General features: G+C 67.0%; 10 protein-coding genes. 7 read left to right on the top strand and 3 right to left on the bottom strand.

Annotated elements, in window-relative coordinates:
• Positions 1-26 precede the first annotated feature (26 nt).
• Positions 27-1259, bottom strand: coding sequence for an ABC transporter substrate-binding protein (locus ACW9UR_RS15315; protein WP_458917918.1), 1233 nt, complete (start codon positions 1257-1259; stop codon positions 27-29).
• A 146-nt stretch (positions 1260-1405) separates the two neighbouring features.
• Here ACW9UR_RS15315 and ACW9UR_RS15310 point away from each other — a divergent pair, with 146 nt between their 5' ends.
• Complete coding sequence (locus tag ACW9UR_RS15310) at positions 1406-2095, top strand: GntR family transcriptional regulator (RefSeq protein ID WP_458917917.1); 690 nt, start codon at positions 1406-1408, stop codon at positions 2093-2095.
• Between the two features lie 58 nt (positions 2096-2153).
• Here the strand turns inward: ACW9UR_RS15310 and ACW9UR_RS15305 are convergent, their stop codons facing one another.
• On the bottom strand, positions 2154-3158 hold the full coding sequence (locus tag ACW9UR_RS15305) for a transketolase family protein (protein ID WP_458917916.1): 1005 nt from the start codon (positions 3156-3158) through the stop codon (positions 2154-2156).
• A 12-nt stretch (positions 3159-3170) separates the two neighbouring features.
• The gene (locus tag ACW9UR_RS15300) at positions 3171-4097 is read right to left on the bottom strand and encodes a transketolase (RefSeq protein ID WP_458917915.1); all 927 of its coding nucleotides are present in this window, start codon (positions 4095-4097) and stop codon (positions 3171-3173) included.
• Positions 4098-4196: 99 nt separating this feature from the next.
• Between ACW9UR_RS15300 and ACW9UR_RS15295 the strand changes: the two genes are divergently transcribed.
• The 6 genes from ACW9UR_RS15295 (at position 4197) to ACW9UR_RS15270 (ending at position 11937) form a co-directional block, all read left to right on the top strand.
• A complete protein-coding gene (locus tag ACW9UR_RS15295; protein ID WP_458917914.1) occupies positions 4197-6488 on the top strand; it encodes a molybdopterin-dependent oxidoreductase in 2292 nt (763 codons plus the stop codon).
• A gap of 16 nt (positions 6489-6504) precedes the next feature.
• On the top strand, positions 6505-7992 hold the full coding sequence (locus ACW9UR_RS15290) for an FGGY-family carbohydrate kinase (protein WP_458917913.1): 1488 nt from the start codon (positions 6505-6507) through the stop codon (positions 7990-7992).
• Between the two features lie 14 nt (positions 7993-8006).
• Positions 8007-9068 carry a zinc-binding dehydrogenase gene (locus ACW9UR_RS15285; RefSeq protein ID WP_458917912.1) on the top strand — a complete coding sequence of 354 codons (1062 nt, stop codon included), beginning with the start codon at positions 8007-8009 and terminating at the stop codon, positions 9066-9068.
• On the top strand, positions 9061-9726 hold the full coding sequence (locus ACW9UR_RS15280) for a class II aldolase/adducin family protein (RefSeq protein ID WP_458917911.1): 666 nt from the start codon (positions 9061-9063) through the stop codon (positions 9724-9726). Before ACW9UR_RS15285 ends, ACW9UR_RS15280 begins: the two co-directional genes overlap by 8 nt.
• A gap of 1 nt (position 9727) precedes the next feature.
• Positions 9728-10705 (top strand): sugar-binding transcriptional regulator, encoded by a 978-nt coding sequence (locus tag ACW9UR_RS15275; protein ID WP_458917910.1) that lies wholly within the window; start codon positions 9728-9730, stop codon positions 10703-10705.
• Positions 10706-10902: 197 nt separating this feature from the next.
• Complete coding sequence (locus ACW9UR_RS15270; RefSeq protein ID WP_458917909.1) at positions 10903-11937, top strand: ABC transporter substrate-binding protein; 1035 nt, start codon at positions 10903-10905, stop codon at positions 11935-11937.

Genomic DNA, 11937 nt, shown 5'->3' with positions numbered 1-11937 from the left:
GGACCAAAAGGGGCGGTGGGGTGGCCTTAGAGGCTGTCTTCGACAGCTTCGTCCCACCGCTCCAGCACGTCTTCGTTCGACCGGTCGGTATCCAGCAGGAAGCCGGTCAGGCTGTCCCAGAGCTCGGCCTCAAGCGGTTTCGGCCAGTCGAGCACCGCGAACGGGTACATGATGATGCCGCCGTTCGCGCGCGCCTCGTCATAGGGCGCGGCAAGGTCGGGCGTGCCGCTGGCGCCGTCCTCGAACGGGCTGTAGGCGCTTTCGGCGTCGAGCATCACCTGCAGGTTCTCGGGCTGGGCGAAGAACTCGATGAAGCGGGTCGCCGCGTCCATGTTCTCGGTCTGGCTGCTGACCGACCAGCCGATGCCGAACAGGTCCAGCGCGACGCCCGGCTCCTGCCACGAGGGGATCGGTGCGAACACGTAGTCCAGCCCCTCGACAGTCGAGAAGTCGGCGATGTTCCACGCGCCCTGCGGCATCATTGCGAAACCGCCCGACTTGAACTCGGCCAGCGCGGTCGACCACGGGTCCAGCCCGGCCTGTGCCTGCGGGTCGATGCACTTGGCGTCGATCAGGTCGCGGATCGTGTCGAGCGTTCCGTTGAATGCGGCGGAGTCGACGAAGGTCTCGTCACCGCTGCCAAGCGCCGAGGCCGGCACGTCGCTGGCCTCGAGGCCGTTGGCGACTACGAACAACGGCGCCTGGAACCCGCCGGTGAAGATCATCGGCTTGATCCCGGCCGCGTCCAGCTTGCCGCAGGCGTCCTTCAGCGCGTCCAGCGTCGTCGGGGGCGCATCCACGCCAGCCTCGGCCAGCAGGCCCATATTGACGAAATTGCCCATGCCGATCAGCTCCAGCGGCATGACATAGGTGGCCTCGCCTGAGGTGATGGCGGGTTTGATGCTGTCGTCCACGCGGCCGTACCACTCGCTGCCGGTACCCAGATTCGCCAGCAGGCCCGCGTCGCCCCAGATCTTCACCAGGGGCATGTCGGTCATCATCACGTCGGGCGCGTTGTTGCCCTGAAGGCGCGGCGGCAGCACCACGTCGGTATCGAGGCGGCTGATGTAGGACAGCTCGACGTCGATATCGGGGTTGGCAGCCTCGAAAGCCTCGATGAGCTCGGGCAGGCCGGCGGGCTCGGTCTCGTTGCCCTTCCAGGCGGTGACGTCGAGCACGACCTGCTGCGCCATCGCCGGGCCGGCCAGCAGTGCGGCGGCGCAGGCAGTGCCCGCAAATGCCCGCTTCGAAAATCTCATGGCATTCCTCCTTGCCGAATCTAATATGCCTTTTCGTGTAAAATGATATATTATCTGGTAACGCGTCAAGCAGTTGCGTCGGGAATAATATATTATATGCTGAGATAGCCGCCCCGGGCGGCGAAGACGAGGCGAGGATTGTGCGGGTGACGGCGGACGTAGCGGAGCAGAATGGGGACGGGAATGCCGAGGAAGCCGGCAAGGACAGCGTCTACACGCGCCTGCTGGACGATATCGGCAAGGGCCTCTACCCCAGCGGCACGCGGCTGAAGGTCCAGGAACTCGCCGCCCGCTACGGCACCTCGATCATCCCCGTGCGTGAGGCGCTGCGCCTGCTCCAGGGGCAGGGCATAGTCGAGATCGCGCCGAACAAGGGCGCCACCGTTTCGACGCTTAGCGCCGACATGATCCTCGAGATCTTCGAGATCCTGCAGCTTCTGGAGCCCTATTTCGTCGGCTCGTTCGCGCGCAGCTGTACCGAGGAGGACATCGCCGAGATCGCCGCGATCAACGCGCAGATCGAGGCGACGCCGGTCAGCGACAAGGCGGCGTTCTCGACACTCGACAAGGCCTTTCATGAGGCCATTGCGGCGCGGCACTACAACCGCCGCGCCTATCAGATCTGGGAGCTTCAGCGGCGGATCCTGAACGCGCTGGCGCTGCCGTTGCCGATCTCGACGGCGCGGCACCGGACCATCCTGAAGGAGCATGCCGCCCTGATCGAGGCGTTCCGACAGAACGACGAGGCGAAGGCGATCGAGGTCATCAACGCCCATGTCCAGGGCGCGGGCGACCAGATGTACCACCAGCTGAGGATGCACGAGGCGCGGCCCTGAAACGAGAACGGCCCGCGGCTGGTGCCGCGGGCCGTAGAGACGTTCCGACAGGGAGGGGTCAGAGCGCCTCGGCCTTGACCAGCGAATGCACGTCTTCGACGCGGGCGGCGTCGAGGTCGTCCTCGGCAATGCCGAATTTCTGGCCGGTCAGATCCTCGATGCCCGTCACCAACGCCAGCGCGTCCAGCCCGTAGTAACGCATGAGGTACGGGCGCGAGCCGCCGTGGGCATAGGTGTCCTTCAGCCCAAGCCGGATCAGCCGTTTGCCGACACCGGCATCGGCCATCGTCTCGGCTACCAGAGAGCCGACGCCGCCTTCGGTCACGTGGTTCTCCAGCGTGATGACGCCGTGCTTGACCGAGCCGATGTGGTCCAGCAGCGCCTTGCTGTCGAACGGCTTGATCGTGTGCAGGTGCAGGTGGCGGATCGACAGCCCCGCCCTCGCCAGCGCCGAGCGGGCGCGCATGGCTTCTTCGGTGCAGATCCCCGAGGTCACGACAAGGATGTCGTCGCCCGAGGCCAGTTCGCGCATTTCGCCGACCTTGATCGGCGTATCGAACAGGCGCGGAACGCTGCCGCGCAGAACGCGGCACCAGACCGGCCCGTCGATGCTGTCGGCGGCCTCGCAGATCGACTCGACCTCGGTCGCGTCGCCGGTCTCGAGGATCGTCATGTTCGGGATCGAGCGCATCACCGAGATGTCTTCGATCGACTGGTGAGTCATGCCGCCGGGCGTGGTGACGCCGGGCAGGAAGCCCATCAGCCGCACCTTGCGCCGCGGATAGGCGATGGACGCCATCAGCTGGTCATAGGGGCGGCGGTACATGAAGACGCCGAACGTGTGGATGAACGGACGATAGCCGGCAAGGCCCAGCCCGCCTGCGAAGCTCATCATGTTCTGCTCGGCCATGCCGAGGCTGAGAAACTGATCCGGGTGCCGGTCGCGGAAGCCGTCGACCTCGCAGGACGAGGTCAGGTCCGCCGAAAGACACAGGATGTCGGGATTGCCCGCCGCGAACGCCTCGAAGGCCTTGGCATAGGGGCGCGATACCATTTCCACCATGTTCTGACCTTCTCAGTGGCTGTAGTCGACGGGTTCGACGCCCAGGTCGGCGGCGATGGATGTGTTCATGCGGGCGCGCTCGTCCTCGGACTTGAAGCGGACGTAGTGCAGGCGCGGGAAGCGCTCCTTCAGGATCGGCATCGTGTGATAGGGGCTGGTGCGGGCCAGAATGATCAGCGGGCGTCCCGCGTGGTCTTCCTTCACTGCGTCGCGCATCGCCGACAGGTCATGCCCGTCGATCTCGACACAGGCGGCGCCGAAATTGCGGAACTTGGTCTTGATGTCGCCGACTTCCATCACGCTCGACATCGCGCCGTCGCACTGCTGGTCGTTGACGTCCATGATCGCGAAGAGGTTGTCGATGCCGTGGAAGGCGGCGGCTTGCACGGCCTCCCAGGTCTGGCCTTCCTGCACCTCGCCGTCGGACATGAAGACCCAGGTGCGGCCGGGCTCGCCGCGGCGCTTGCGGCCATAGGCCAGGCCCGCGCCCGTCGACAGGCCGATCCCGAGGGTGCCGTTGTGCACCTCCATGCCCGGCGAGTGCTCGGCGCCGATCATTTCGACCGACGAGCCGTCCTTGTTGAACATCTCCAGCCCTTCGGGCGCCATTCGGCCGACCTCTATCAGCGTGGCATAGGCGACCAGCGCGTAGTGCGCGGGAGCGATGAACAGGCGGTCGAACTCGGGTGCGGCGGGGCCGTTGTAGCCGGCGCCGGTGTGGTAGTCCGGGTTCAACGGCGAGGGGACGCCCTCGAACGGCTTGGGGATCATCGGCAGCGTCGGCGCGCCGAGATTCAGCTCTTCGTTATAGAGCCATGCCAGCTGTTCCGCCGACGAGCACGCCTGGGACAGGTAGCCGCCGTTGTTGCGCATCGAGTGCTCGAACACGCGCCGGCGAATCCCCAGCGCCACGTCTTCGGTGGTCCTTTCATTGCGCATGTCGCATCACTCCTCCTTGGATCGGGATCATTCGTGTTGCAAACGGAGGTATCATATGACAATGTATTTTACAAATGTAAAAGTCGGGAGGCTGGGCTGATGGCAAATCGCATGACCGCGGCGCATTGGGGCGCTTACAGCGTCACGGGCGTGGGCGAGGCCATGCGGCTGGAGCCCCTGTCCGACGATCCTGCGCCCTCGCGGATTGGCAGGGGGTGGCTGTCGGCGGCGCGCGACACGCGGGCGCGGATTCAGCGGCCTGCGGTGCGCAAGGGCTGGCTGGACGGCGACAGGGGCGCGGCGCGCAACGATGATGCTTTCGTCGAGATGCCCTGGGACGAGGTGCTGGACATCGCCGCCGGCGAGATGCGCCGGGTGATCGACGCGCACGGCAACGGTGCGATCTACGGCGGCTCCTACGGGTGGTCGAGCGCCGGGCGTTTCCATCACGCGCAGTCGCAGATGCGGCGGTTCCTGAACCTGGCGGGCGGTTACGTCGCCGCGCGTGACACCTATTCGCACGCGGCCGGAGAGGTGATCCTGCCGCACATCACCGGCCTCACGAACAAGGAGGTCGAGGAGGGCCTGACCAGCTGGCCACTGATCGCCGAGAACTGCACGCTGTTCCTGGCCTTCGGCGGCGTGTCGGGCCGGACGGCGCAAATCGCGGCGGGCGGCACCAGCCTGCACGAGGTCGACGACTGGATGGGCAAGGCCGCCGCGCGGGGCATGAAGACGGTCTGCGTCTCGCCCTTGCGCAGCGATCTTGCGGACCTGCCGAACGCGCGCTGGCTGCCGGTGCGGCCAGGCTCGGACGTGGCGCTGATGCTGGCGCTGACGCACGAGCTGTTCGCCAACGGCTGGCATGACGAGGCCTTCCTGAACCGCTGCACCAGCGGGTGGGAGCGGTTTCGCGACTATGTCATGGGCGGCGATGGCGTCGCCAAGACCCCGGACTGGGCCGCGCCGCTCTGCGACATGCCCGCCGCCGACATCCGCGCGCTGGCCGCTGAGATGGCCCGCGAACGGGTCATGGTCTCGATCACCTGGGGGATGCAGCGCGCCGACCATGGCGAGCAGGCGGTCTGGGCCGGGCTGGCGCTGGCTGCCGTTCTGGGACAGATCGGGCAGCCGGGCACGGGCTTCGGGTTCGGCTATGGCTCGACCACGCCGCCGGGACGGGCGAAGCGCTTCATCAGCTGGCCCGCGGTCTCGCAGGGGCGCAACCCGGTGCGGGATTTCATCCCGGTGGCACGGATCTCGGACATGTTGCTTAACCCGGGCGGGACCTATCGGTACAACGGTGAGGAACGGACCTATCCCGATATCAAGCTGGTCTACTGGACCGGCGGCAACCCGTTCCACCATCACCAGGACCTGCTGAAGCTGGAGCGCGCCTGGACCCGGCCCGAGACGGTGATCGTCAACGATCACAGCTGGACCGCGACCGCACGCCGGGCCGATATCGTGCTGCCCTCGACCGTCGCTCTGGAGCGTGAGGACATCATGGTCAACCGGCGCGACCCGTCGCTGATCTTCATGTCCAAGGTACTGGAGCCGATGGGCGAGGCACGGGACGATCACGCGATCTTTGCCGGGCTGGCCGAGCGGCTGGGCGTCGGCGAGGCCTTTACCGAGGGGCGCGACGTCGACGGCTGGATGCGCTGGCTCTGGGCCGGCTGCCAATCGGTTGCGCAGTCCGAGGGCTTTGCCCTGCCGGATTTCGAGACCTTCCGCGAAGAGGGCCGGTTCAAGATCCCCGACGAGGACGAGACCCGCGTGCTGTTCGGCGATTTCGTTGCCGATCCGCAGGCCAACCCTCTGCCCAGCGAAAGCGGCAAGCTGACGCTCTTCAACGAGCGCATCGCCGCGATGGGGCTGGACGACTGCCACGGCCACCCGGCCTGGATGCCGCCCGCCGAATGGACGGTGAACGCCATCGGCGGCGCTCTGCACCTGATCTCGCAGCAGCCCGACACGCGGCTTCACAGCCAGTTGGACAACGGCGACGAGGCGGCAGCGGCGAAGCTGCACGGGCGCGAGGTGTGCCGGATGCATCCCGAAACGGCCGCTGCGCGCGGCCTGACAGAGGGCTCCGTGGTGCTGCTCTACAACAAGCGCGGCGGCTGCTTGGCCGGGCTGCGACTGGACGAGGCGATGCGGCGCGACGTGGTCGTGCTGCCGACCGGCGCCTGGGCGGATTTGCAGGACACCACGCAGGGACGGATCTGCGTTCACGGCAACCCGAACGCGGTGACGCTGGACAAGGGAACCTCGGCTCTGGCGCAGGGCAATATCAGCCATACCACGCTGGTCTGGGCCGAGAAGTGGACCGACCCGCTGCCGCCGGTGCGCGCGCTGGATGCGCCGCGCTTCGTGGCGCGGGACTGAGACAGGGAGGAGGATTTTGCAGGATCTTTGGCTGGGAATCGACGCCGGGACCACCGCGATCAAGGCGGGGGTCTATGATGCAACCGGCACGCGCCTTGCCTTCGGCGAGGCGCCGAGCGAGGTCAGTGTCGGCCCCGGCGGGCGGTCCGAGCAGGACATGCAGGCGGTCTGGGCCGGGGTCTGCCGTGCGGTACGCGCGGCGTTGGAGGGCATCGATCCGGCCCGTATCGCCAGCGTCGGCATTGCCGCGCAGGGCGACGGGCTGTGGGCGCTGGACGCGGACCGCCAGCCGGTCGGTCCGGCGATCCTGTGGAACGACACCCGCGCCTCGGACGCGGTAGCGGCGCTGTACGACAGCGGACGGGCCACGGCGGTCAGCCGCGCCTGCAATACCGCGATCTGGCCCGGTACGGCGGGCACCATTCATCAGTGGCTGCTGGCGCACGAGCCCGACCGGGCGGCGAAGATCGACCGCGTGCTCTACTGCGCCGATTGGGTGGGCTTCCGCCTGACCGGAGAGCTTGCGACGGATTTCTCGGATGCTTCGATCCCGTTCCTCGACTTCGCCGCGCGGGATTATGACCCGCAGGCGCTGGAGGCTCTGGATTCGGCGCCGCTGGCCGCGAAGCTGTTGCCGCCCCGCCCGGCGGACAGTCGTTTAGGCGTGGTGACGGCCGAAGCGGCGCAGGCGACCGGTCTGCCCGAGGGCGTGTCGGTTTCGGTCGGGACGATGGACCTGTCCGCGATGATCGTCGGCATGGGCATGGACCGCGCGGGCGAGACGATGATGATCCTCGGCACGACGGCGGTAGTGAACATCCTGACCGAAAGCGTTGAGCCGACCGATCTGCCGGTCGGCGCCACCGCCTTCCACGCCAACGGCAAGCTGCTGACGCGGATCCTCGCGCCTACCACGGGCGCGGCTGCGTTCGACTGGTTCTGTGCGCTGCACCCGCAGACGCTGGGCGGCGAGACTCCCGCCGAGATCGCGGGCAAGCTGAACGCGCTGGCCCGCGACGTGCCGCCGGGCGCGAACGGCGTGACCTTTCTGCCCTACCTGAACGGCGAGCGTGCGCCCTTCGTCGCGCCCAGGGCGCGCGGGTCGTTCTTCGGCCTGTCTGCCGGCAGCACCAAGGCCGACATGGGCCGCGCGGTGATGGAGGGCGCGGCGTTCAGCCTGCGCCACTGTTTCGAGGAAGAGGGCGGCCGCCCTGACAAGCCGGTACGCCTGACAGGCGGCGGCGCGCGCAATGCGCTGTGGTGCCAGATCATCGCCGATGTGATGCAGGTGCCGATCCTTGTCGCCGAAGCCTCGGATCACGGTCTTTGGGGCGCGGCCTGCCTTGGCGCTGCGGCGGCGGGGCAGGGCGATGCCTGCCAGTTGGCGCGGCGCGACGAGGCGGCGCTGCGCTACGACCCGGACCCGGCGACGGCCGCCGCCTATGACGCCGCCTTCGCCCGCTATCGCACAGTGTCGGACGCCTGCCGGGCGCTCTGGACGTAAGAAGAGGAAAGTTCATGACCGCAACCATGAAGGCCGCTGTTTATCACGCGCTCGACGATATCCGGCTGGAGGAACGCCCGGTGCCGCACATCGGTCCGGACGAGATCCTGCTGAAAACCCTGGCCTGCGGCCTCTGCGGCGGCGAGACGATGGCCTGGTACAAGAAGGCCGAGCCGAAGGTTCTGGGCCACGAGCCGATCGGCGAGGTGGTCGAGGTCGGCGCGCAGGTCACCGACTACAAGATCGGCGACCGGCTGTTCATCAACCACCATGTGGGCCGCGTCGACAGCCACCTGTCGCGGCGCGGGCATTTTACCCGCGATCCGTTCTATTCCTCGATGAAGCTCGATCCGGGCGGGGTCTGCGAATATTACCGCGTCACCGCGCAGCACCTGCGGATGGATGCGCACAAGCTGCCCGACAGCATCTCGACCGAAGCCGCCGTCACCATCGAGCCGTGGTCCTGCGTGATGTCAGGGCTGAAGGTATGCAACATCCAGCCCGGCGATACGGTGGCCGTGGTCGGTGCGGGCTTCATGGGGCAGGGCTTTGTGCACCTTGCGCCGCTGTTCGGCGCGGGCAAGGTGATCGCACTGGACTTCTCGGACTGGCGGCTGGAGAAGGCGCGCGAGTTCGGCGCGACGCACACGATCAACCCCAAAACCGAGGATGCGGTCGAGGCGCTGCGCGCCGCGAACAATGGCCGTCTGGCCGACACGGTGATCGTGATCGCGCCCTTCCCGCAGGCCTGGGCCCAGGCCGAGGACCTGGTCGAGGTCGGCGGCACCCTGCACCTCGGCGCGCCGCTGGCGCCGGGCACCGATTGGGTACGCGACGGGGCCAAGGCCTATTTCGACCAGATCACCGTCACCTCGCGCTATTCTTCGGACCACACCGACACCTACAGCTATATTCGCCTGCTGGAAGCGGGGCGGATCAAGGCCGACGAGGCGATCTCGCACCGGTTCGACATCGCTGACAGCGCCGAGGCATTCGAGATGCTGCGCAAGGCCGAGAAGTCGCTGAAGATCGTCGTCTATCCCCACGGCATCCCCGAGGAGAAGAAGAATGCTTGAAGCCCTGAAGGAAGAGGTCTGCGAACAGAACCACGAGCTGCCGGCGAACGGGTTGGTCGTGGGCTCGGGCGGCAATGTCTCGGGGCGCGACCCCGAGACCGGGCTGGTCGTCATCAAGCCCTCAGGGGTGAAGTTCAAGAAACTGACGCCCGAGACGATGGTCGTCGTCGACATGGACGGCACCGTGATCGAGGGGCAGATGAAGCCCTCGGTCGACACCGGGCTGCATCTTTACATCTACAAGGCGCGGCCCGACGTATTCGGCATCGCCCACACCCATTCGCCCTATGCCAGCAGCTTTGCCGCCCGGGGCGAGCGGATCCCCGCGGTGTTGACGCCGATCACCCACATGCTGGGCCGCGACGTGCCGTGCTCGCGCTATGCCACGCCGGGCGAGGTCGATACGGGGCAAGCCGTTGTCGAGGCTGCGGACGGTGGCTATGCTGCGCTGGTCAAGGCGCATGGGGTGTTCACCATGGGCAAGTCGGCGGCCGAGGCGACCTCGATCGCGATGTACCTGGAGGAAGCGGCGATGACCACGCATCTGGCGATGACCCGAGGCCCGGTCGAAGAGCTTCCGCAGGAGGAAATCGATCGCTGCTTCAACTGGTTCCGGCAGAACTATGGTCAGTCCGGGCAGAAGAAGGTCAACGCTTGACATGGCGCGTGACGAGAGCACCGCGAACCCGTTCAACGACAAGGATGCGCAGCTGGCGAATGTCGCGCTGCTCTACTATGGCGAGGGCCTGACGCAGAGCGAGATCGCCAAGCGGCTGGCCGTCTCGCGGCCAACGGTCGTGAACATGCTGCGGGAAAGCCGAGAGCGGGGCATCGTCGAGATCCGGGTGGACGGAGAGGTGCTGGCCGCTTCGACCCTGTCGCGCCAGCTTTGCGCGAAATACGTGCTGGCGGACGCCTATGTCTCGCGCAGCCGCGCGGGCGCCGCGCCGGACCGGGACGAGAGCCTCGCGCAGCTGGCGCGGGTCGCCGCGATGGCGGTGCTGGACGTGGTGCGCCCCGGCGATACCGTGGGTGTCGCCTGGGGCGAGACGATCAAGGCCGTGGCCGAGGCGATGCCGCGCCAGCCGGTGGATGGGGTGACCGTGTGCCAGCTGATCGGCTCCATGGTCTCGGACAGGGTTGCCGCCTCCGAGGACTGCGCGATCCGGATTGCCAACAACCTCAATGCCTCTTGCTACACGCTGCACGCGCCCGCGGTTCTGTCCTCTGGGGCGCTCGCGGAAAGCCTGCGCGCCGAGCCCACGATCGCCTCGCAGCTGGGCCGTCTGGAAGCGCTGGACGTCGCGATCTACTCGATCGGCAATACCGCGCCCAGCACCCACCTGATTGCCGCCGGTATCGCCGACGAGGCGCAGGTGGCGCAGGCGGTCGATGCTGGCGCGCGGGGCATCGTCTGCTGTCGCTACATCGACGCCAGGGGGCAGGCCATCGACCTGCCGCCCACCGACCGGGTGATCGCCGTGGAGGTCGACCAGCTGCGCCGCGCGGACCGCAAGCTGGTGGTCATCGCGGGGCAGGACCGGCTGGATGCGGCGCTTGCGATCCTGCATGGCAATCTGGCCACGCATCTCTGCGTGGACGAGCCGCTGGCGACGGCGCTTCTGGCCGCCGACTGACCCCGAGATTCTTCCGGTCTCGTGCTCGGGCGGTGCTCCGGTCGCTTAAGCCATTGCGCCGCATCGATTATTCATGCGGATTGCTAAATGACAAAATAATTGACATTTGTAAAATTCAGAGGATACTCGGAAGCCACAAGCAAGCGGGCGCGGGTCCGCAAGCCGGGAAAGAACCCGGCCACTCAGAGGAGGAAATGATGTCTACACCCAAAGGCACCACCCTGTCGCGCCGCGGCCTGCTCAAAGGCGGCGCTGCCGCCGCGACTGCGTTGGCCGCGCCCAATTTCTTCATCGGCAAGGCCCATGCCGCCAACGAGACGCTGAAGATCGGGATCATCCCGGCCTATTCCTTCGGCATCTACTGGCTGGTACAGGACCAGGGGTTCGCCCCCGGTGTGGACATGGAGTTCAGCGTCTTCCCTTCGGGTCCGCCCGCGATCGAGGCGATGGTCGGCGGCTCGGTCGACGCGATCACCGTGGGCTCGGTTCCGCCGCTGGCCGCGATGGCCCGCAAGGTCGCCGACTTCCGCGAGATCTCGATCTGCGGCGACGCCTCGGGCTTGTTCACCATCGTCGGCAAGCCGGGGATGCAGTCGCTCGCCGACCTTGAGGGCAAGCGTGTGGCGGTCACCTCGGGCTCGAACTTCGACTTCTTCCTCGACACCGTTCTGAGGTCCGAAGGCCTGCAGGACATGCCGATGACCCGCATCAACATGGAGCCGATCGACGCACAGGCCGCGCTGATCGCGGGGGCCGTGGATGCGACCGTGCCGCTGGCGACCTCGCGCAAGCTGATCTTCGACAAGCTGCCGGGCGCCGCGATGCTGGCCGAAGGCGCCTCGATGCCGCTGGACGCGCGGCCCAGCATCATGGACGTGTTCATGACTACCCAGCAGACGCTGGACGCCAAGGAGGATGCGCTGCGCCAGGTCGTCGCCGCCTTCCACGATCAGGGTGTCGGCATGCTGCGGGAGGACAATGCCGAGGTCGTCAAGCGCATGGTCGCCTGGCAGGAAACCATCGGCCGCGCTGGTGTGAAGGCCGACGACGTGGAGCCGCTGCTCAACAACTACTTCTATTTCGACACCGCCGAAATCAAGGATGTCTACGAGCGTGGCATCCTGACCGAGTCCCTGCGCGTGCAATCCGAGTTCCTGGTCGCCAACGACAAACTGCCGGCGCTGCCCGATCTGGATGCGCTGGTGTCGGACCAGATCGTCAAGCAGCTCTGA

This window comes from Halovulum sp. GXIMD14794 (assembly GCF_054457455.1).
The sequence above is the reverse complement of the archived record's forward strand: the minus strand, read 5'-3'. Positions and strand labels throughout refer to the sequence as shown.

What these genes read in the sequence shown, in the direction of transcription:
- ACW9UR_RS15315 (WP_458917918.1), bottom strand. Translation starts at nt 1,259, where the DNA reads ATGAGATTTTCGAAGCGGGCATTTGCGGGCACTGCCTGCGCCGCCGCA.
- ACW9UR_RS15305 (WP_458917916.1), bottom strand. Translation starts at nt 3,158, where the DNA reads ATGGTGGAAATGGTATCGCGCCCCTATGCCAAGGCCTTCGAGGCGTTC.
- ACW9UR_RS15300 (WP_458917915.1), bottom strand. Translation starts at nt 4,097, where the DNA reads ATGCGCAATGAAAGGACCACCGAAGACGTGGCGCTGGGGATTCGCCGG.
- ACW9UR_RS15295 (WP_458917914.1), top strand. Translation starts at nt 4,197, where the DNA reads ATGGCAAATCGCATGACCGCGGCGCATTGGGGCGCTTACAGCGTCACG.
- ACW9UR_RS15285 (WP_458917912.1), top strand. Translation starts at nt 8,007, where the DNA reads ATGACCGCAACCATGAAGGCCGCTGTTTATCACGCGCTCGACGATATC.
- ACW9UR_RS15280 (WP_458917911.1), top strand. Translation starts at nt 9,061, where the DNA reads ATGCTTGAAGCCCTGAAGGAAGAGGTCTGCGAACAGAACCACGAGCTG.
- ACW9UR_RS15275 (WP_458917910.1), top strand. Translation starts at nt 9,728, where the DNA reads ATGGCGCGTGACGAGAGCACCGCGAACCCGTTCAACGACAAGGATGCG.
- ACW9UR_RS15270 (WP_458917909.1), top strand. Translation starts at nt 10,903, where the DNA reads ATGTCTACACCCAAAGGCACCACCCTGTCGCGCCGCGGCCTGCTCAAA.